General features: G+C 42.7%; 18 protein-coding genes and 1 tRNA gene. 8 read left to right on the plus strand and 11 right to left on the minus strand.

The features are described 5' to 3' along the window. Positions 1-59: 59 nt before the first annotated feature. The gene (gene folB / locus ACO06Y_RS05160) at positions 60-422 is read left to right on the plus strand and encodes a dihydroneopterin aldolase (RefSeq protein ID WP_422082763.1); all 363 of its coding nucleotides are present in this window, start codon (positions 60-62) and stop codon (positions 420-422) included. Positions 423-465: 43 nt separating this feature from the next. Next, positions 466-536: transfer RNA gene (locus tag ACO06Y_RS05165), tRNA-Cys, on the plus strand. A gap of 56 nt (positions 537-592) precedes the next feature. On the opposite strand, the gene ACO06Y_RS05170 is transcribed toward ACO06Y_RS05165, so the two are convergent. From ACO06Y_RS05170 to rnr, 3 genes are read right to left on the minus strand one after another with little or no spacing between them, the layout of a single operon-like run. Next, positions 593-1,264: a LysE family translocator gene (locus ACO06Y_RS05170; RefSeq protein ID WP_422082764.1), complete on the minus strand. Its 672-nt coding sequence runs from the start codon at positions 1,262-1,264 to the stop codon at positions 593-595. Between the two features lie 9 nt (positions 1,265-1,273). Further along, positions 1,274-1,954, minus strand: coding sequence for a head GIN domain-containing protein (locus tag ACO06Y_RS05175; RefSeq protein ID WP_422082765.1), 681 nt, complete (start codon positions 1,952-1,954; stop codon positions 1,274-1,276). A 57-nt stretch (positions 1,955-2,011) separates the two neighbouring features. Next, on the minus strand, positions 2,012-4,210 hold the full coding sequence (gene rnr / locus ACO06Y_RS05180) for a ribonuclease R (protein ID WP_422082766.1): 2,199 nt from the start codon (positions 4,208-4,210) through the stop codon (positions 2,012-2,014). Between the two features lie 578 nt (positions 4,211-4,788). Between rnr and ACO06Y_RS05185 the strand changes: the two genes are divergently transcribed. Genes ACO06Y_RS05185 through ACO06Y_RS05195 form a run of 3 tightly spaced genes read left to right on the plus strand, consistent with a single transcriptional unit; the run spans position 4,789 to position 6,604 of the window. Further along, complete coding sequence (locus ACO06Y_RS05185; RefSeq protein WP_120710000.1) at positions 4,789-5,220, plus strand: RpiB/LacA/LacB family sugar-phosphate isomerase; 432 nt, start codon at positions 4,789-4,791, stop codon at positions 5,218-5,220. A 32-nt stretch (positions 5,221-5,252) separates the two neighbouring features. Continuing rightward, the gene (locus ACO06Y_RS05190; protein WP_422082767.1) at positions 5,253-6,161 is read left to right on the plus strand and encodes a cation diffusion facilitator family transporter; all 909 of its coding nucleotides are present in this window, start codon (positions 5,253-5,255) and stop codon (positions 6,159-6,161) included. Then, positions 6,161-6,604, plus strand: coding sequence for a GNAT family N-acetyltransferase (locus tag ACO06Y_RS05195; RefSeq protein ID WP_422082768.1), 444 nt, complete (start codon positions 6,161-6,163; stop codon positions 6,602-6,604). The genes ACO06Y_RS05190 and ACO06Y_RS05195 overlap by 1 nt, the downstream gene beginning before the upstream one ends. Before the next feature lie 53 nt (positions 6,605-6,657). Here ACO06Y_RS05195 and ACO06Y_RS05200 read toward each other — a convergent pair whose 3' ends face one another. The 3 genes from ACO06Y_RS05200 to dcm all read right to left on the minus strand — a co-directional run bounded on the left by ACO06Y_RS05200 (position 6,658) and on the right by dcm (position 8,730). Then, a complete protein-coding gene (locus tag ACO06Y_RS05200) occupies positions 6,658-7,032 on the minus strand; it encodes a hypothetical protein (RefSeq protein ID WP_422082769.1) in 375 nt (124 codons plus the stop codon). Between the two features lie 139 nt (positions 7,033-7,171). Beyond that, positions 7,172-7,468 (minus strand): putative quinol monooxygenase, encoded by a 297-nt coding sequence (locus tag ACO06Y_RS05205; protein ID WP_422082770.1) that lies wholly within the window; start codon positions 7,466-7,468, stop codon positions 7,172-7,174. Positions 7,469-7,500: 32 nt separating this feature from the next. Further along, the gene (gene dcm / locus ACO06Y_RS05210) at positions 7,501-8,730 is read right to left on the minus strand and encodes a DNA (cytosine-5-)-methyltransferase (RefSeq protein ID WP_422082771.1); all 1,230 of its coding nucleotides are present in this window, start codon (positions 8,728-8,730) and stop codon (positions 7,501-7,503) included. A gap of 111 nt (positions 8,731-8,841) precedes the next feature. Between dcm and ACO06Y_RS05215 the strand changes: the two genes are divergently transcribed. Continuing rightward, entirely contained in the window at positions 8,842-10,032 is a 1,191-nt protein-coding gene (locus ACO06Y_RS05215; RefSeq protein WP_422082772.1) for a C40 family peptidase, read from the plus strand. Between the two features lie 107 nt (positions 10,033-10,139). Here the strand turns inward: ACO06Y_RS05215 and ACO06Y_RS05220 are convergent, their stop codons facing one another. The 3 genes from ACO06Y_RS05220 to ACO06Y_RS05230 form a co-directional block, all read right to left on the minus strand. Further along, complete coding sequence (locus ACO06Y_RS05220) at positions 10,140-11,672, minus strand: sodium:solute symporter family protein (protein ID WP_422082773.1); 1,533 nt, start codon at positions 11,670-11,672, stop codon at positions 10,140-10,142. Between the two features lie 184 nt (positions 11,673-11,856). Beyond that, a complete protein-coding gene (locus ACO06Y_RS05225) occupies positions 11,857-13,335 on the minus strand; it encodes an acyl-CoA synthetase (protein WP_422082774.1) in 1,479 nt (492 codons plus the stop codon). 82 nt (positions 13,336-13,417) lie between these two features. Continuing rightward, positions 13,418-14,479: a Gfo/Idh/MocA family protein gene (locus ACO06Y_RS05230; RefSeq protein WP_422082775.1), complete on the minus strand. Its 1,062-nt coding sequence runs from the start codon at positions 14,477-14,479 to the stop codon at positions 13,418-13,420. Positions 14,480-14,525: 46 nt separating this feature from the next. Here ACO06Y_RS05230 and ACO06Y_RS05235 point away from each other — a divergent pair, with 46 nt between their 5' ends. After that, positions 14,526-16,082: a sulfatase gene (locus tag ACO06Y_RS05235; RefSeq protein ID WP_422082776.1), complete on the plus strand. Its 1,557-nt coding sequence runs from the start codon at positions 14,526-14,528 to the stop codon at positions 16,080-16,082. 7 nt (positions 16,083-16,089) lie between these two features. Here ACO06Y_RS05235 and ACO06Y_RS05240 read toward each other — a convergent pair whose 3' ends face one another. Both ACO06Y_RS05240 and ACO06Y_RS05245 read right to left on the minus strand, forming a co-directional pair. Continuing rightward, positions 16,090-18,222, minus strand: coding sequence for a PQQ-binding-like beta-propeller repeat protein (locus ACO06Y_RS05240; RefSeq protein WP_422082777.1), 2,133 nt, complete (start codon positions 18,220-18,222; stop codon positions 16,090-16,092). Between the two features lie 114 nt (positions 18,223-18,336). Continuing rightward, complete coding sequence (locus tag ACO06Y_RS05245) at positions 18,337-19,200, minus strand: fructosamine kinase family protein (RefSeq protein WP_422082778.1); 864 nt, start codon at positions 19,198-19,200, stop codon at positions 18,337-18,339. A gap of 186 nt (positions 19,201-19,386) precedes the next feature. On the opposite strand from ACO06Y_RS05245, the gene ACO06Y_RS05250 reads away from it, so the two are divergent. Next, positions 19,387-20,493 (plus strand): acyltransferase family protein, encoded by a 1,107-nt coding sequence (locus ACO06Y_RS05250; RefSeq protein WP_422082779.1) that lies wholly within the window; start codon positions 19,387-19,389, stop codon positions 20,491-20,493. Positions 20,494-20,507: the final 14 nt, after the last annotated feature.

The raw sequence follows: 20,507 nt of genomic DNA on the forward strand, positions 1-20,507 counted from the left end.
TACTTAATCCTTTTTCTCAAGGAATCCCTTAAATTTGCACTCATTTTAAATGTACTTCATTGGGAAAAGTCAAAGTAGAGAATATAAGGGTCTATGGCCATCATGGTTGTTTAAAGGAGGAGACCGCGATTGGTAGCGAGTATCGCGTTGATGTTTCCATCAACGCGGATCTTTCCAAGCCCTCTTTGTCCGATCGTCTTTCGGAGACCGTGGATTATGTACATATCAACCGTATCGTAGTAGAGGAAATGAAGGTTCCTTCCAAACTTTTGGAACATGTGGCCATGCGTATCTTAAAACGTATTTTGACGGAATTGCAGATGGTAAGGAAAGCCACGGTTTCCGTGTCCAAAATAAACCCTCCCATAGGAGGGGATGTGGAAATGGTTACCGTTGTTTTAACCGAAAAAAGGATGCCTTAAGTTTTTCAATAGTCAAAAACATCTTACCTTTGCGGTTCGTATTGGCATCGTGGCCGAGTGGCTAGGCACAGCTCTGCAAAAGCTTGTACAGCGGTTCGAATCCGCTCGATGCCTCAACAAAAACCCTCCTATAACCAGGAGGGTTTTTCTTTTTGGAAAGATGTTTTGAACTACCTTATTTGCTCTATTCTTTCGATTCCCTTTTCTATGTCAAATTTGTCCTTGGGCAAAAACCCTTTTATAATCAACACAAGTGCACATATAATCAATATAACGCCAAGGCCCTTTTTTATCAAATGAATCCGTTTGTGGGTAAGCTTTCTTTTCAGTTGTTTGGCCAATAAAATCTTGAAAATATCGGTAATCAAATAAGCCAGTAACATGGTAGCCAAAAAAATCAAGATACGATTGGGGTCATTATCCAAGGAGGGGCCTATAATTATCATCACCCCAAGCCAAAAAATCAAGACCCCAATATTGATGAAATTCAACAAAAATCCTTTTACGAAAAGACCCAAATAATCCCCTTTGCTGACCCTGAAGTTTGGTTTGGCTTCTTTGTTTTCCCTTTTCGAGAATACTCGAATACCATAAACCAGTAAAATCATCCCCCCGAAGACATAAAGGCCCGGTTGGTTGCTTAGGTTTTCCAGTAGCTGAAAACTACTAAAATAGGCAATGGTAAGAAAAAAGATGTCCGCAACAATAACCCCCATATCAAAGGAAAGAGCTGCCCTAAAGCCTTTTATGGCACTTGTTTCCAAAAGCACAAAGAAAACAGGACCAATCATGAAGCTTAGTAAAAAGCCCAAAGGGATTGCCGCCTGTACATCTTCAAACATGAAATTTGCTTACATTCGGATTATTTTTCCACCAAATACGGTTTTTTCATCCATTTTTGCCGGGTTTCCATGAACCAGTACTTCTCCTCCTGCCTTTACAGTGGCCTTTACATAGTTTGATGCGTATATTTCCGCTTTTGATCCGGCATTTACATTGACCGTGGAAAACCCAGTTTTTAAATCCTTTCCTTCATATACGCCTCCAGTGTTAATGGCCACATCCTGTAAATCGGATGAACCATTGGCTTCAATTACACCACCCGTTACGGCCTTTATGAGTAACTGTTCCACCTCTGCCTTTATGGACAATTCTCCACCTTCTTGAGCTCTAAGCTCCAAAACATCCTGTTCTATAGTCTCCTGGGAAGTAATACGGGCATCTTCATTTACATCGATAATGACCAATTTCTCCGTATAGTATAAATCTATAAATGTTCGGTAACCACTAAAAATCTTATCTATTTGCATCCGCAGCTTTAAGGTGCCACCATTGTTTACAACGGCCACTTTTTCGGTATTGGCTCCGGTAATGACCGCTCTATTTACATCGGATTTGATAAGATTTACCGATAATCCATCAAAGGCCTTTACCTGGGTAAATTTATTCAATTCCTTTGTAAGTTTCTCATTTTGAGCACTTATCAATTGAAAATTGCATACTAGTACCATTAGCCATATCGACTTTTTCATGATATCAGTTTTTAGGTACAATCTTTTTCTCTAAAACAAAATCTATTCCAAAAACAATTAGTGTTCATGCTTACCTAGGAGTGAAAAGTCCAAATGCCTTTTTATCAAATCCGTTTTCTTTACCATTACGATAACTTCATCACCCAGTTGATACATTTCCTTGGTCCGCTCTCCCACCAATGCATACTCCTTTTCATCAAAGATATAATAATCACCTATTATATCCCGTATGCGTACCATTCCCTCACATTTATTCTCGATAATCTCAACATAGATGCCCCATTCCGTTACACCGCTTATCACACCAATAAATTCTTGATCTTGATGATCTTGCATAAACTTGATCTGCATATATTTAATGGAGTCTCTTTCCGCATTAGCCGCCAAGTTTTCCATATCCGATGAATGTTTGCAACGTTCCTCATAGAGCTCGGAATTAGGGGATTTGCCTTTATCCAAATAATGCTGCAAAAGCCGATGCACCATTACATCCGGATATCTTCTTATGGGCGAGGTGAAATGGGTATAGTAATCGAAGGCCAAACCATAGTGCCCGATGTTTTCAGTAGTATAAATTGCTTTGCTCATACTTCGTATGGCCAAAGTATCCACTAAATTCTGTTCCTTTTTACCCTTTACATCCTCCAGAAGTTTGTTCAATGAAGCGCTAATAGACTTTTTGTCCTTGAAATTTAGCTTATGCCCAAATCGAGAGATAATCCCGTTCAAGGCCAATAATTTATCCTCGTCCGGATTATCGTGCACCCTATATACGAAGGTCTTTTTAGGCTTTTGTATTCCTATATATTCCGCTACTTTTTTATTGGCCAATAACATAAACTCCTCAATAAGCTTATTGGCATCCTTTGCTTCCTTAAAGTATACACTCTCTGGCTCATTATCTTCGGTAAGGTTAAATCGTACTTCTACCTTATCAAATGAAATGGCTCCCTCATCCATTCGCTTTTGCCGCATGGTTTTGGCCAAATCGTCCAAAATAAGAACCGCCTCTACTATTTCATCGGAGACGGTATACTCTTTTTCTCGAATCGATACTTCCCTAGGAATATGGACTTCTCTATTTTCTATGATATGTTGCGCCTCTTCATAGGCAAAACGTTCATTGGAATTTATTACCGTACGGCCAAACCATTGGCTCCTTAACTCCGCTTTCTTTGTCATTTCAAAAATAGCGGAGAAGGTATATTTTTCTTCATTGGGTCGCAGGGAACAGGCATTGTTGGACAAGATTTCCGGTAACATGGGAACCACCCTGTCCACCAAATAAACAGATGTAGCCCGTTCATAGGCCTCATCATCCAAAACGGTATTCGGTTTTACATAGTGGGAAACATCCGCTATATGCACTCCAATTTCATAGTTTCCATTATCCAAAACCCTAAAGGATAAAGCATCATCAAAATCCTTGGCATCCTTTGGGTCTATGGTAAAGGTGAGGGTATCCCTCATATCACGTCGCTTCGCGATTTCCTCAGCCTTTATAGTGGTGTCCAACTTTTTTGAGAAGTGTTCCACCTCCTTAGGAAATTCATAGGGAAGACCGTATTCCGCCAAAATCGAATGAATTTCCGTATGGTGCTCCCCTGGCTTTCCTAATACATCGATAATCCTACCGTAAGGTGAATCTGCGTCCTCCGGCCAATCGGTCATTTCTACAATTACTTTATCCCCATCATTGACCTTTAGATTCTTGAGCCGTTCCTTGGGTACAAAGATGTCGGTATACATACCAATGTCCTTAGGTCGCACAAAGGCAAAATTTCGCTGAATATCCGCTATCCCAACAAATTCAGTTTTATGGCGTTTCAATACCTTGATGATTTCCCCTTCCAATTTCTTTCCCTTTCTACTGGGAGAAACGTACACCTCTACCTTATCCTTATGAAAAGCCTTGTTCAACTTATTATATGGAACAAAGACATCCTCATCGCTCCCTTCGATTATCACATAGGCATTCCCTCTTCCAGTGATATCCACAATTCCGGTAAGATGGGATTTAGAGTTTTCAATAGCTTTGTAACTGCCTCGGTCTATTTCTAAAATTCTCTTTTTTTCCTTTAGCTGTCCCAACCTCTTGATCAGCGCATTTCTATCCTGGGTATCGGTAACCCCTATTTTAGCGGCTATTTGTTTATAGTTGAAGCTCTTTTTGGGCTCTCTTTCAAGAACAGTAAAAATACCTTTGGTAATTTCATTTCTTCTATGATTTCTAGCCTTCTTTTTTCTTCTTGACATTCATTTTTATTTGCATCGAAAATTACAAATTATAATCCACTACCCACTTTCCAAATTCATTCAAAAAAAAATAGATCTGTTTATTAACAGTAATACATAGTATTCGTATTTCTTTTTTAGATTTTAAAACAAAATTGATAATGATTATAGGATGTTAATAGTGGGCAAAAATTAAATCCCTAAAATTTGCTTTGAACCGAATTACTTTTTTGTCGACATTTTTTACCATAGTCTTGCTTTTCAGAATCAACGGATTATACCAGTTATCAAAATAAGTTGATAACTTGTCTCAACATGATTTTTTTGAAAATTTAATGTTATTTTAATGTTAATTAGGTTAGGGAATTGTGGTTATAGCATGCTTTAAATTTTTTAAATATTTTTTGCCTATTCTAGGCATTGTTTTGTAAAGCGAATTTCAAGATAGATGGCAAAATTTTAAAAGCAACTTTTTTACGAATCTTATGAACAGGTAATGAATTGATAATTGCAGGTAATGAACAAATGGAGAAACGTTTTAGATTTATCGTGCTAGCTCCGTATTTTGTACATTTGTTTATAAATCAAATTGCTATACCATGAAGATATCCATAGGAAACGACCATGCCGGAACGGAGTATAAGTTGGCCGTAATCGGGCTTTTGAAATCAATGGGCAAAGAAGTGATAAATCATGGGACCGATGGTGCCGATGGTGTGGATTACCCGGATTTTGTACATCCAGTGGCAGAAGATGTGGAAAGTGGCAAAGCGGACTATGGCATTGTTGTTTGTGGTAGCGGCAATGGTGCATCCATGACGGCAAACAAGCATCAGAAGATACGCTGTGCCTTGTGTTGGAACAAGGAAATTGTGGAACTGGCCAGGGAACATAATGATGCCAACATCCTTAGTTTACCCGCTCGGTTCATTTCATTGCCCCAGGCATTACAAATGGTAAAGACTTTTTTTAGTACGGAATTTGCCGGTGGTCGTCATGAAAGGAGAATAGAAAAGATTCCTTGTAAGTAATCAATCAGGCCAAAAGTTTTTGAACAGTAATAATGGGGCATATACATCATAATCACTCCCATCCTGATGTAAAGGGCAGAAACCTCATTATTTCCATATTTCTGAATATACTTATTACTGTTTCCCAGGTTATAGGAGGCTTGGTCTCGGGAAGTCTCGCTTTACTTTCCGATGCACTTCACAACTTTAGCGATGTAATGTCCTTGGTTATAAGTTATATTGCCAACGTACTTTCCAAAAAAGAGGCCTCCACGAATAAGACTTTTGGTTATAAGCGTGCCGAAATAATTGCAGCGTTCGTAAATTCGGCAACACTTATTGTTGTTGCCCTTGTTTTGATAAAGGAAGCTGTGGAACGTTTCTTAAGTCCCCAAGAAATAGAATCCGATTTGGTGATTTGGTTATCCTTATTGGGGATTGCCGCAAACGGCTTTAGCGTTTTTCTTTTAAAAGGTACGGCAAGTAGTAATATGAATATGAAATCGGCCTATTTGCACTTATTAACGGATATGATGGCTTCAATCGCCGTTCTGATCGGTGGGCTGCTCATGAAATTTTATCAAGTATATTGGGTAGATACCGCCCTAACTTTGGCGATAGCGTTGTATCTTATTTATATGGGATACGATCTTCTTAAGAATTCAACACGGGTACTGATGTTGTTTACGCCCCATACGATTCAGGTTCAAAAAATTGTGGAAACCATTAAGCGGATAGGACCTGTGCGAAATGTGCACCATGTCCATATTTGGCAATTGAACGAGGATGAGGTACATCTTGAGGCCCATATAGATTTTAAGGAGGATATAAAATTATCCGAATTTGATATTATTTTGGAACGGATAGAGGAGGAGATGTACCATAAATATGGTATAAATCATGTAAATATTCAACCAGAATTTGGTAAGTGCGATAGTAAAAATGTAATTGTTCAGGATTAATGCTACATATCTCCGTAAAAGGTTTTCAAGAACTTTCCAATACCGAATTATATGGCATTTTGCGATTGCGCTCCGAGGTTTTCGTTGTTGAGCAGCAATGTGTTTATCAAGATTTGGATGAAAAAGACCAAAAGGCACTTCACATAGTCGGTCATAAGGGAGGAAATGTGGTTGCCTACACACGCATATTTAGACCGGGTGATTATGTGGATACCGCCAGTATCGGAAGGGTAGTGGTCAGGGCATCGGAACGTAAATACGGTTATGGAAAGGAAATTATGAAAGCATCCATACGAGCTATTGAGGAGCACTTTGGTGAAAGAAAAATACATGTTTCAGCGCAGTTATATTTGGAACGCTTTTATCATGAACTGGGATTTGAACAGATAGGGAAGGGATATCTGGAAGATGGAATTCCGCATATTGGCATGTTACGGAAATGAACAATGCCGGTTACAATTAGGTAATCCTCATTGGCCAGGGTTGTTTCGTTTTCTTAAATCTTAATGGGCTCCTTGTTGGAAAGATTAATTTCCTCCAAAAGCGTATCCGTAAATCTGTAATGTCCTTTTGTAGTTATAATTCGGAACCTCTCGGACTTCATACGGGTAAGGGTGTCCAAAAACAGCCATTTTGTTTTCAGCAAACGTGGTTTTTCCGATTTTAGGCTAATATCAAAGAAATACTTTATACCATTTTTAACGGCAACGATATCCGGTGTAATCCGGTTCCCGCTCTCTTTTCTAAGATAGGATTTTGGACTTTCATAACCCTCCAAATCCGCCTTGATGTTCTCAAATCCCGTAGCCTCTAGATAATGGATGGATTTTTCCAAAAACTTCCTGTTCTCCAATTTTTCCAGACGTATCATAAGAGATAAAATAATGGAAAAAAATGGCAATTCCAAATTTTATATGCTGATTAACAGTAACTTATGACTAAAAACATAAAAATCCGATTATTGTTCACCCTTATTTTTTCTGTTTGAATGCACCGGAAATATGGAGGTACTAACCAATACGGGTCATTTCGTTTAGCGTAAATTCCTCGATAGCACCTTCCGTAGCTTTTCTATAATCGGAAATATGGGAATTATTTATATGCTTTTGCCATAATTCCCGAGTAGTCCAGTTCTCGTAGAATAGAAATAGATTTTTGTTTTCATTATCCTGATGCAGGTCATAGTCGATACAACCCTCTTCCTTTCGGGTAATTTCAATTAATTTGAGAAGTTCGTTTTTAACGAATTCCTTCTTTTCGGGTTTGACCAAAATTCTTGCAATGACCGTTAATTGATTGCTATCCATAACTCTGAGTATATTAAAGTTTTCAATTTTTCTTAGGGTTGAACATGTTGATTATTGAGGGATTCCCCAATTTTCTTTACTACCCCGACCACGAGCGCGTTGCCCATAAAAAAGGCCCTTTTGGTATCGGAAATCCCTTCCAATAGGGTATGGTCATCAGGGAACATGTTCAAACGTTCCAATTCTACCGGAGTCAATCTTCTTAACCCTTTTGAGGTATGTACCACATGCTTAAATCGCGATGGGCTTTTGCCCCCTTCACCCGTAATGATTGTACGCGATGCGCTATCCAATGCATCGGGAAAAATCATCCTTCCCTCACTGTACTTATAGGTAAATCCATTTTTGGCGGTTCTGACTTCTTTTTTGGCACCTTTGAGATATTCCCATTTCGGAAGATTTTGTTGGGAAACAAAAAAATCCTCGGTAACATCCCCATTTTGAAGCACATCACCTAACAACACTTGTTCACCATCGTAATTAGGAAAGGTTTTACAAGTAAATACTTGGCCATTGATAAAAATTCCGGTGTTCTGAAAAGGTGACAACTTCCCACCCTTGTTAAAATCCTTGGAGACTGAAATGAGATTTCCATCCAAAACAAAAGGGTTGGCTATTGGGGAAGGTTTTTTAATGGGAAAGGCTTTGGCCATAGTCCCAGTTTGGTAAAGCCATTCGTTTTTTCCCGCATTTTTCAAGGATTTAAATACGGGGGATGATTTATGATAACCCAAAAAGAAGACCCTTCTCCTTCTTTGGGGCATCCCATAATCCGCTGCATTGATGATGCGCCATTCTACGGCGTAACCAAGTTCCTCCAAACTCTTGAGCATAATCGCAAAATCCCTTCCCCGCTGTGAAGATGGGGATTTTAATAAACGATCCACATTTTCAAAAAACAAATACTTGGGCTTGTTTTTCTTTTCCGAAAGTATTCGATGGATGCTCCACCATAAAACGCCCTTTTTTCCGATAAGCCCTTTGGAATTTTGTAGTGTGGTCGCGACGGAATAATCTTGACAGGGAAATCCTCCGACCAATACATCGGCATCGGGAATATCCGAGGTAGGCACTTCGGCGATATCCTGGTTACTATGATTTTTGTTTCCGAAGCGCGCTTCATATACCCTGGAAGCATGCTGTGTTTTGGTGCCGGGTTCCCATTGATTGCTCCAGACCACTTCATAGACCCCAGTTTTCTCGAGACCTAGTCTAAATCCACCGACCCCGGCAAAGAGCTCTATGACCTTAAGTTTTTTCATCGAGGCCAAAATTAGACAAAAAGGATAAATTAAAACCGTAAAAGACCCCCTCCAAACATATCAAGAAACAGGGATAGGACAATATCCTTATTTTTACCGAAAATTAAAGGAATGAATCTAAAAGCCAACATCTTTGTAATCGCTTCGGCATTCACTTTTTTAATATCCTGTGAAGTGAATAAAGAAGAGGGAATGCCGCTTCAAGAACAAATATTGGCCGTTAAATCAGAATTTGCCCCGGATAAACGCGTCGCTTTATTCAATGTAAAGGCACTAAGAAAAAATGATGTCCATGTTTTAGAAGGGGAGAGTGATTTGCCAAATGCCATCGCAGCGCTTAAAGAACAACTGACCAAGGAAAACATTGAGTTTGTAGATAGCATACGACTATTGCCCGCTTTGGATTTAGGAAGGAAAACACAGGCCGTAGTCAATATATCGGTAGCCAACCTTCGAAGTGAACCCAAACATTCGGCCGAACTGGCGACCCAAGCGACTTTAGGTACTCCGGTAAAAGTATTGAAAAAGAAAGGAAGTTGGTACTATATACAAACACCGGACAAATATCTGTCCTGGGTAGATGATGGAGGCATCGAATTGATGGACTCCGAACGCGCCGATCAGTGGATGGCCAACGACAAAATCATTTATAAGCAAATCTATGGGCATTCCTATAAAGACCGTGACAAAAAACAGATGGTATCCGATTTGGTGGCCGGCAATGTTTTGGAAGTTCTAGGGGATACGGATGGGTTCTATACAGTAGCGTATCCGGATGGAAGACAGGCCTATGTTCCAAAGGAAGAGGCACAAGATTATGGGGAATGGCTGGAAAATCTGAATCCTACAGTTGAAGATTTGGTGAACACTTCCCGAAAGTTCATGGGAGTCCCATATTTATGGGGCGGTACCTCTACCAAGGGGATGGATTGTAGTGGCTTTACCAAAACAGTTTATTTCTTGAATGGAATGGTAATTCCTAGGGATGCTTCACAACAGGTCCACACCGGGGAGGCTATAGATTCTACCCAAAACTTTGATAATCTACAGAAGGGGGATTTACTCTTTTTTGGGAAAAAAGCAACAGACTCTACTTCGGAAAAAGTGGTACATGTAGGCATGTGGATAGGCAACAACGAATTTATCCACGCATCGGAAATGATCCGTATTAGTAGTATGGACAAGGATGCCCCAAATTTTGATGAGTGGAACCTTAACCGGTATCTCCGAACCCAACGTGTTTTAAGGAAGGAAGATGAAGGATTGATAAACTTGGCCCAAACGCCCTTATTCAAAGACTAGAAATGCTGTACCCTGGTTTTTGTAGCTGAAGGGGATTTCTAAATATTTTGATGGAAAAGCAAAAAGAGGGTTCTTTGGGGTTTTTAGAAAAAGTATCGCCCCATTACTCAAGAGTGCGAACCCGAGCCAAAGACCACCTTCAAATGTTCCGCATCGGGCCTTCGGTTTTTCCCTAATAAGCTTACTACAATATAGGTCAACATTGAGACCAAAAATGCAGGGATAATTTCATGAACATCTTCCCAGCCCTCAAAGTTGAATCTAAAGGCAAACCGCCAAACCACATTTACCACCATTCCCATGATCATAGAAGCCATTGCCCCCAGATCCGTGCCCCATTTTAAATATAGCCCACCAAAAATGGCAGGGAAAAAACTTGCTGCGAACACCGCTCCAGCAAAAGCGGTCAGCTCTACGATACCGGCCATGGGATATAGGGTAAAGCCATAGACCAGAATACAGTAAAGGCCCATAAACCATTTGGTGCGGGAGATGATTTTGGTATCGGGCATAGGCTTAACCACGTGCCATATGTCCTTTACAAAAGCGGTTCCTATGATAATGATAACCGATGCCAATGAGGACATTCCCGCCGCGAACAGACCGGCCACGCAAATACCGCTGACCCATTTGTTGTCAAACTTGTCCAACATGAAGCCTACAACTTCGTCCGTATCCTTTATTAGATAAGCGGCTTCCCCAGTTGAAGCCATTCCGTGTACAAGAGCCCCTAGACCCATTACACAGACCAAGGAAATGCCCAGGAAAACAGGGGTCCATATCATGGCAAAACGCATACTTTTGGCGTTGTTCACGGAGTAAAATCGAATGAGATTTTTCGGCTCCGAAATTTGTTTCATACCAACGGCCAACCCAATACCCAAGATATAAAGGAACGATACCAATTCGCCAAAAGTAACCAGTCCGGATTTCATGGGCACGCCCGCTTTCGTTAAGTGGTCGGTTTGGCTAATGGACTCCATCAGGTTGTCCAAACCCCCGGCATAGAAAAACGGAATGGACAGCATTAAAATGGCCACCCCGAACATGATAATACCCTGAATGGCATCCGTCCAAAGCACGCTATACATTCCGCCCCAAATAGTATAGGCACAAGTAATAGCGATAATGGCAAAGGCCCCATATTCGTAGGGAATATCCAGAACCGAAGTAAGTACATGGGCGCATCCTTTGGCAATACCAACCATATACCACAAAGTAGCGAATAGGATGATTAGGGCGGAAAGTACCCGAATACTTTTGGCCAGCGAACTCTTATAGCGCAAATGAAAGTAATCCGGGATGGTAAAGGATTTTAAACGCGCCGTCTGAAAACGCATTCTAGGCCCCAATAATTGCCAGGAGATGATACAGAAAAAGGTCCATATGAGCCCCATCCATGCCCATGAAAGACCATATTCAAAGGATTTCCCCGCTTGGCCAATATACGTATTGGTACTGGCCGAAGTGGAAAAGAAAGCCAAGGAAATCACCCATCCCGGAATCTCGCGTTTTGCCACGTAATACCCCGCCACACCTTGATTGGCCTTTTTCTTAAAATACCAGCCGATGTACAAACAACCCAAGACATAAAATATCGTGAGGAGCAGCGTCACATAATGTTCTTGAAAATAAGCCATCAATGCTCTGGGGTATGGTCACTTTCATCTACGGTGATATCCCGCTTTAGCACCAACAAAGCATTGATGACCACAAAAACAATAATCCCGATGTAGGGGAGAAGGGTTAGGAAATCCATAGTTTAATTCAAATTTTTGTCTTACCGTACAAAACCTTTAAAATATGTTCTTAAGGTGAAGGAACTTAAAACATTTTCTTTAGCTCATTCTTGGTTACCTTGCCCAAAACGTTTCGGGGCAAGGCTTTTCTAACGATATAATTTCTGGGAATCTTATAACCGGGTAATTGTTCCTTCAACCATTTGGAAATTATTTTGGTATCGATTGTTTCGTCCTTGGTAATCAAACAGGCCGATACTACCTCGCCCCATTCCTCTTCGGGCAACCCTACAACGGCACAATCCTGAACCATAGGGTGTTTTCGTAAAACATCCTCAATTTCCAAGGCCGATATTTTATAGCCCCCAGATTTAATGATGTCCACACTATCGCGTCCAAGAATTTTGTAGGATCCGTTGTTCAACATGCCGATATCTCCTGTAATAAACCAGCCATCCTTGGTAAACGCCTTTTTTGTAGCGTCCGGCTTTTGCCAATACTCCTTAAAAACACTGGGCCCTTTGATTTGAAATTCACCGGCCTCGTTTTCACCTACGATTTTATCTTGGCCATTAACCAAGCGCATTTCAACACTAGGCAAAGGTAACCCCACATGCCCGGGCCTTCTTTCCCCGCGATAGGAATTTGAAAGTCCCATTCCGATTTCGGTCATCCCATAGCGTTCCAACAAGGTCTGTCCCGTTATTTTCTGCCACTTCTCCAATACAGACACCGGTAAGGCTGCGGAGCCGGAAACCATTAACCGGAGTTTGGATGCGGCCTCGGACATTTCTTCTCGTGCCGTCTCGGAAGCGCTATCCCAAAAAGCAATCAGTTTAAAGTAGATGGTCGGTACGGCCATAAACAAAGTCAACCGACCTGATTTAATACTATTCCAGACACTTTCAGCTTCGAATTTGGGCAAAAATTCGCAACAGCCCCCACTCCATAGCGCACAGCTCATCACATTGATAATGCCATGTACATGATGTAGGGGAAGTATATTAAGGATATAATCGTCCTGTTGCCATTCCCAGGCATTTACCAAGGTGGTAATTTGTGCTTGGATATTGGCATGCGTAGTGACCACGCCTTTGGGTTTGCTTGTGGTACCACTGGTATAAAGAATCATGGCCCTTTGTTCCATACGGACATCCGGAAGCCTCGTTGAACGATTCTGTAAAATGGATTCCAAGGCAACTATGGAAACGCCAATCTGTTTTTCCAATGGAGATAGGAAATCGATATAATCCGGATGGGCGATAACCATTTCGGCTTGTGTATCCTCCAAGACATATTGAATGGAGGGCAACGGATGTAGGACACAAAGTGGAACGGCAATGCCTCCGGCCATCCAAATGCCCCACTGTATTGCCGTGTACTCAAATGAGGGAGGTACAAGAAAGGTGATCCGGGCTTCTTCCAAATCAGGCTTTCCATTCAAAAGATTCGCCGCAACCTTGTGCGCCGACTCCAATAATTGGTCGTACGTAAAGGAGTTTCCATTGGAGACCAAAGCTTCTCGATCCGTAAAGCTTTTAGCTCTTTCTATAAGTTGAATCATTTATTATCTAATCGTAGTGCAAAAACATCCTGTCCGCCATCTTTGGCAGATAGCCATACGTCTATGCAAAGGGGTTCGATTTTTACAATTCGACCGTTTTCCCTGTTCGAAACGACTCGTCCGCCGCCAATACGATACGTAAACTATTCACCGCATCACGCAGGTGATTGTCCAAATCGATATCCTCGGTTATGGCCTTTAAAAAGTATTCCTGTTCCAAGAGGCAAAGCCCATCATGATCTGGCTCGTCCGAGGTGTCTATTATTTCGTCCGCTTTGGCAAAATTTCCGTTTTCGTCCGTAGCTGCATGATGAAGTTTCAAGGCCCCGGTCTTGGAGTGATCATCAACACTGTCACTCTCCCCTTTGGCTTCGTCCACAATTGAGACGCACCCTTTGGGTCCGATTACGTCCTTGACAAAAAAAGCGGTCTCGCTCATCATCGGCCCCCAACCGGCCTCGTACCACCCCACGGAGCCATCTTTAAATCGTACTTGTAGCTGTCCGTAATTGTACATTTCGGCATCGATTTCATCGGAAAGCCTTGCCCCGATTGCGCTAACACTTACGGGAACGGATTCCGTCATCAAACACATGACGTCCACGTAGTGAACCCCACAATCCACAATAGGCGACATGCTGTTCATTAATTGCTTATGGGTGTACCAGTTGCTACCGGAACTTTGTTGGTTCAGATTCATACGCATCACCAAAGGTTTTCCAAGGGACTTGGCCACTTCCACGAATTTTGCCCAAGCGGGATGTACCCGAAGAATATAACCAACCACCATTTTCTTCCCTTTTTCCTGGGCCAAATCCGCCAAACTCTGCGCTTCTTCTACCGTTAAGGCCAAGGGCTTTTCTACGAACACATGAGCGTTGGCGCTCAGGGCCATCCGAATATATTCGCCATGTGTATCCGGATAGGTGTTTATGGATACGGCATCCGGTTTTGCTTCTTCCAAGGCCTCGGCATAATCTCCATAGGTAGGATACCCTCCTAATTCTTGGGATAAGCGTTCCCTACTTTCTGGCTTTCTACTTACCAGACCAACGATTTCAAAACCCTCTAGTTGATGATAGGCTCGGGCATGGCTGGTTCCCATATGGCCGCAACCCACTACCAAAACTCTTATTTTGTCCATTTTTCGATTTTTGAGTGCTATATTTATTGGAAAGTTAACAAACCTGATGAAATTGACAACCCCTACCGTATGTAAGTTTTTGGGAATTGTTTGGGTTCTTGGAATCGCAGTGCTGTTTTCTGCAGCTACCTTTCCCGAAACAGAAAAAATAAACACACTACCTTCAAAGCCTAACATCCTTTTTTTGATTGCCGATGATTGGTCCTACCCACATGCCGGGGCGTATGGTAATTCGGTTGTCCGTACCCCTACATTCGATTTTTTGGCAAGCGAGGGAGCGGTGTTTGAAAATGCCCATTGTGCCGCGCCCTCCTGTTCTCCCTCACGGGCCAGTATTTTGTTGGGTAGGTATCCCCACCAATTGGAAAGTGCCGGCAATCTGTGGTCCATAATTCCGGATAAATTTCCCAATTGGATGTCCCTCCTAAAGGAATCCGGTTACCATACCGGAAAGAGTCGCAAAGGCTGGGGGCCGGGAGATTTTAAAGCAGGGGGATATGAGCACAACCCTGCGGGGAAGGACTATCCCGATTTTAGGACTTTCTTGAAGGACAAAAAGGATAATCAACCTTTCGCCTATTGGTTCGGCAGCAGTGATCCGCATCGGGTTTATGAAACGAATACCGGAGTAAGATCTGGAATGGATCAAAAGAGGGTTAATGTTCCAGGATTTTTGCCCGATACGCCTTGTGTACGAAATGACATCCTCGATTACTATTTTGAAGTGGAACGCTTTGACCGGGAATCAGGAAACATCATCAACATATTGGAGCAACAAGGTTTATTGGACAACACCATTATCGTTATGACCAGTGATAATGGGATGCCCTTCCCCCGAGCAAAGGCAACGCTCTATGATTACGGTACGAGGATGCCACTGGCAATGTATTGGAAAGGCCATATAGAAGGGGGAAAACGCGTTGGCGATTTTATGAACTTTATCGATTTTGGCCCCACTTTTTTGGAAGCCGCTGAATTGGAAATCCCTGAAGCGTTTAGCGGAAATAGTTTGTTGGAACTGTTTGAAGAGGGCAACGGACCGAAAACCGACCGTAGTAAAGTCTTTCTGGAACGGGAACGACATGCCAATGTTCGCAAGGGGGATTTGAGCTATCCATCACGGGCAATTCGCACCAAGGAATTTCTATACATCAAGAATTTTGAACCCGATCGTTGGCCTGCAGGAGACCCGGAAGTACACCAGTCCGTAGGGCAGTATGGGGATGTGGACAATTCCATTTCCAAATTCCAGATTATGGCCATGGAAGGGAAACCATCGGACAAAGATTATTTTCAATTGGCCTTTGGCAAACGCCCCATGGAAGAATTGTATGTATTGGCCGATGACCCCTATAATTTAAAAAATAAAGCCAACGACCCGAAATACAGAAAGGTACAGGATGAATTGAGCAGAGAACTCAAAACCTGGATGGAGCAAACCAACGATTTGAGGGTCAAGGAACCTCGGACCACTTATTGGGACAACGTATTCTATACCCCGGATTACCAAATGGAAAATTATGATTTGGACGAAAAAATCAAGGCGTATCGAATGCTGGTACGGGACAGGGGCACATTTAAGGAATCACCGTGCATTAACTAATTTCAAATCATTCCAAAGCAAAAGCTAAAATCTGGTTGCCTTTTTCCGTTCCCAATTTTTCGCCCCCACAGGCAATGGCAATGTATTGCTTTCCATTTACCTCGTACATGGCTGGTGTTGCAAAGGCGGCTGCGGGTAGCTTGTACTCCCAAAGCAGTTCCCCGGTGTGTTTATTGAACACCCTAAAATACCCGTCCCGGGTAGCACCGATAAATAAAAGGCCATTTTTGGTTACAATTGGGCCGCCGTAGTTTTCCGTGCCGATTCCGATTCCTTCATCGCCTAATTCCGGAGTATTCCCAAAGGGAATGGACCAAATGTATTCCCCTGTGTTCAGATCAATGGCGTGCATAGTACCCCAGGGAGGGGCTATAGCTGGAAGGCCATTACTATCTACAAATTTGTTGTAGCCCAAATGTTTGTATGGAATAGCTATAGAGTCATTTTGGGTCGTTTCCTCGGCAACACTATGTTGTATTTCCTCATCAAATAGAAATCGCAAAAGTGCATCCATCTCTTCCTTTGGAAGCTGTGGGAAACCCGTCATCATGCCCTTCCCCTGCGTAACAATGGTGGAAACTTCATCCTTTTCCTTTCTTAATTGCAGGTCGATCAACGAAGGAAAACCACTGGCCACCACACCTTTTCTATCCGCCTGATGACAGGTAATACAATATTTGTTGTACACACCCTGGCCCAAAGGCAATCCAGCATAGTCGTTTTGGGCAATGCCCATTTGTAGCATACGCGGCATCTCGTTGGAATTCACATAGAGAATCCCATCCTCGGGATCGGCTCCTGCTCCTCCCCATTCGGCGGCCCCATCGTATCCAGGAAGAAGAATTACGGGCTCCAGACTTGGAGGGGCATAAATACGTTTATCCGCCGTTCTTAAGAGCTCCCGTAGTTCCTCTTGGTTTTCCGCATATGGGCTTACACTGTTCTCGGACAGTTCTGTGGATTGACGTGCAAACGGCTTTGGTTTTACCGGAAAAGGTTGGGTAGGCCAAGTTTCCTCACCCTCCAAAATGGTCTGGGGTACGGGATGTTCCTCAATATCGAACAAAGGTTCACCGGTCATTCGATTAAAAACATAGACATAACCTTGTTTTGTTACCTGGGCCACGGCCGGAATCTTTTTGCCATCCCGTTCCACCGTCAGAAGATTGGGTGGGGCAGGGGGGTCGCGGTCCCAAATGTCATGATGTGTAAATTGAAAATGCCAGATACGGGCTCCGGTATTGCCATCCAAGGCCACCAAACTATTGGCATACAAATTGCTCCCTTTTCGAACGCCCCCATAAAAGTCGGGAGCTGCCGATCCCGTAGGCACATAAATGATTCCCGCCTCTTCGTCCACGGCCATACCGGCCCAATTATTGGCGGCACCTACGAGCGGACTCTTCCTAGGGTCTTCATCTCCCCAGGAGTCATACCCTTCTTCATCCGCTTCTGGAATGGTATGGAATACCCATTCAACGGCCCCTGTAATTACGTTAAAGGCCATAACATCCCCAGGTGGTGCTCCAGGACCCTCGGATAATCGTAAAGGCATTGCAATAATATCCTTATAAACGGTTCCCGGGGTATTTGAAATCACGAATTTGTTTTGGGCGGATTCGGGTAGTCCGGAACGCATGTCTACCTTGCCGTCATCCCCGAAAGTTGGTATTGGTTTTCCGGTTAGGGCATTCAAGGCATACAAATCCGAACCCCGGGTGTATAAAATCCGCTTGTCCTCTCCCTTCTCCCAATAGGAAACGCCACGGCTTGTGGAATGCCAAACTTTTACAGAATCTCCAAATTGCCATATTTCCTTGCCTGTAGCGGCATGTAAGGCCACCACCCGCATGGCTGCCGTAACCCCATAGAGAATGGTGTCGGCAACAATAGGGTTCATTTGCATCTGGCCCCAATCCGCGGCCTTATAAGACCAGGCCACTTTTAGGTTCTTAATATTTTCCGGTGTTATTTGGGATAAGATGGAATAATGGCTCCGTCCGGGATCACCCAAATAGGAGGACCAGGTGACATAGGGGTTCTTAGAGCGATCTGTGTTTTCAGGAGGTTCACAACTTGTAAGAAGAACAAAGGTTATGGTGATTAAGGAAAAGAGGGAACAAAAAAGTTTGGACGGCATGGATACGTTAGGATTAGTTTTTCTAAAAATACGGAAAAACGAAATAATTCCAATCCTCTACGAACTATGCTCAAACCCAGGTATTAAATTACTAACGTGGCCGTACTTGATGTACTAGAAGTACCGTTTTAAAATAGACCGTACCGACCCATAGTATGACTTACCGAATAAATTTAGATGTACCAACAAATAATAAAGTTGATATATATCCGTGCGTTCGCTCTCAAAAGGCTCCTTGGCAAAATGTTCCCCATAGGCATCGTAAAAGGAGGAATCAAATCCACCGAACAATCGGGTCATGGCAATATCCACTTCATGGTGGCCGTAGTATACCGCCGGATCGATTAAATAAGGCTTCCCCTCCTGCGAGATAAGATAATTTCCTCCCCACAAATCACCATGTAACAGGGCCGGTTCGGTTTTTGGGAAAAGATTTTGGCAGGTAGCGGAAAGCTTTGTTTCTGATGGAACATCCGATACCGCAAGCCGTTTGTTATCCATAGCCATTTTAATCTGCGGAAGGAGCCGCTCATGGACGTAAAATTCGAACCATTGGGAATGAGGGCTATTTTCTTGGGGAAGGCTTCCAATAAAATTATCGCTCTCCCATCCGTAGAAATCGGATTGGGAAAACCGATGTAATGCGGCCAATTGATGTCCCAATTGTGCCATGTCTTTTTGGAAAGCCCTAGTCGGCTTGATGTATTCCATAATCAGAAAAGCACCTTTTTCCAGAGGCTCACAGAGCAAGACACTAGGCGCGGCCACAGCTTTGGTTTTGGAAATCGCTTCCAAACCCACCCTTTCGGCCAAGAACATTTTGTGGGCATTACTGTCATGATTTACTTTGCAAAAGAAATGCTCGTTTTCCGTTTCCAAGAGATAGGCTTGCGAGATATCACCACCAGAAAGTGAATGAACCTTTTCAATATTTATGCAAAGCTGATATTCAATATGGATTTTTAATGATTTTTGCATATCTGTAAATTTAAGATCATTTTGATACTCTTGAGACCTGTTCCAATCGAAATCCCCTGGGACTTATCAAAAATATGGGCTTAGTCTATACCCAGGGGCTGGCCAAATCGAAAATTTCAAGAGTAGATTCTTTTTGAACCCTCAACCAATTATTGACTATATTGTATGTCCATAAAAACCAACCTAGTGTCACAATTCGCCGAAAATGTATCGAAACGCCTCTTCTCGTTGGATGTTTTTAGAGGGCTCACCATGTTTCTCTTAATCGCGGAAGCTGCAGGATTCCATCATAGTTTTGTAGAACTTACGGAGGGCACTGCCTATTCCGGTCTTGCCCATCAATTGGAGCATCATCCATGGAACGGTCTTCGGTTTTGGGATTTGATCCAACCCTTTTTTATGTTTATTGTAGGAGTGGCCATGCCGTTTTCACTTAGGAAACGATTGGCTTCCGGAAGCCGTGCGGATGTGAACCGGCATATCCTTAGGCGCTGTTTTTTGCTATTTAGTTTCGGGGCATTATTGCACTGTGTATATGCGCATGCCCTTGTTTGGGAGCTTTGGAATGTTTTGGTACAACTCGCCTTTACGATCTTGATAGCCTATGCCATTATGCATCTTCCGCACAGGCTACAAATCGGCATATCGGTTGTATTGCTGATCCTGACCGAAGTATTGTATCGTGCTTATAACCCGTCCGCCCCGTATGCCCAGGGCCATGATAGTTTCGGTTCCTTTGTGGATATGTTGGTCATGGGAAAGACCAACGGAGGTTATTGGGTTTTTGTGAATTTTGTCCCAACGGCGGCACATACCATTTGGGGCGTAATTTGCGGGCAGGTATTGCTGTCAAAAATTCCCGAAAGGGAAAAAATAAAGCTTTTTTTACTATGGGGAACAGCCATTTTGATTTTCGGGTTCGCCCTGGATTGGCTCCATATTACCCCTATAATAAAACGTATCGCCACATCTTCCTTTACCTTGGCTTCCGGAGGGTTCGCCATTCTCACCTTGGCCCTTTTTTATTGGGCGATAGATGTGAAGGATAACCATAAAAAGTGGCTGAGGACTTTTTCGGTGGTGGGGACCAATTCCATTTTCATTTATCTTTTTGCCGAAACGGTAGGCCATCAATGGTTCCGAGATTTTGGAAAAATATGGACGGAAGGTCTTTTGGGCCCTTTGGGAATATCCCAAAATTGGATTATGGTCATCAACTCGGTATTCGTGCTTTTTATCTTTTGGTATCTTACCTATTTTTTGGATAAAAAGAAGGTGTATTTTAAAGTGTGACCCCATTGCCCAGA

Source organism: Ulvibacterium sp. (assembly GCF_965228935.1).
Taxonomy (GTDB): domain Bacteria; phylum Bacteroidota; class Bacteroidia; order Flavobacteriales; family Flavobacteriaceae; genus Ulvibacterium.

Coding starts and splice junctions, on each gene's coding strand:
- ACO06Y_RS05170 (WP_422082764.1), bottom strand. CDS start 1,264: ATGTTTGAAGATGTACAGGCGGCAATCCCTTTGGGCTTTTTACTAAGC.
- ACO06Y_RS05175 (WP_422082765.1), bottom strand. CDS start 1,954: ATGAAAAAGTCGATATGGCTAATGGTACTAGTATGCAATTTTCAATTG.
- rnr (WP_422082766.1), bottom strand. CDS start 4,210: ATGTCAAGAAGAAAAAAGAAGGCTAGAAATCATAGAAGAAATGAAATT.
- ACO06Y_RS05185 (WP_120710000.1), top strand. CDS start 4,789: ATGAAGATATCCATAGGAAACGACCATGCCGGAACGGAGTATAAGTTG.
- ACO06Y_RS05190 (WP_422082767.1), top strand. CDS start 5,253: ATGGGGCATATACATCATAATCACTCCCATCCTGATGTAAAGGGCAGA.
- ACO06Y_RS05195 (WP_422082768.1), top strand. CDS start 6,161: ATGCTACATATCTCCGTAAAAGGTTTTCAAGAACTTTCCAATACCGAA.
- ACO06Y_RS05200 (WP_422082769.1), bottom strand. CDS start 7,032: ATGATACGTCTGGAAAAATTGGAGAACAGGAAGTTTTTGGAAAAATCC.
- ACO06Y_RS05205 (WP_422082770.1), bottom strand. CDS start 7,468: ATGGATAGCAATCAATTAACGGTCATTGCAAGAATTTTGGTCAAACCC.
- dcm (WP_422082771.1), bottom strand. CDS start 8,730: ATGAAAAAACTTAAGGTCATAGAGCTCTTTGCCGGGGTCGGTGGATTT.
- ACO06Y_RS05215 (WP_422082772.1), top strand. CDS start 8,842: ATGAATCTAAAAGCCAACATCTTTGTAATCGCTTCGGCATTCACTTTT.
- ACO06Y_RS05220 (WP_422082773.1), bottom strand. CDS start 11,672: ATGGCTTATTTTCAAGAACATTATGTGACGCTGCTCCTCACGATATTT.
- ACO06Y_RS05225 (WP_422082774.1), bottom strand. CDS start 13,335: ATGATTCAACTTATAGAAAGAGCTAAAAGCTTTACGGATCGAGAAGCT.
- ACO06Y_RS05230 (WP_422082775.1), bottom strand. CDS start 14,479: ATGGACAAAATAAGAGTTTTGGTAGTGGGTTGCGGCCATATGGGAACC.
- ACO06Y_RS05235 (WP_422082776.1), top strand. CDS start 14,526: ATGAAATTGACAACCCCTACCGTATGTAAGTTTTTGGGAATTGTTTGG.
- ACO06Y_RS05240 (WP_422082777.1), bottom strand. CDS start 18,222: ATGCCGTCCAAACTTTTTTGTTCCCTCTTTTCCTTAATCACCATAACC.
- ACO06Y_RS05245 (WP_422082778.1), bottom strand. CDS start 19,200: ATGCAAAAATCATTAAAAATCCATATTGAATATCAGCTTTGCATAAAT.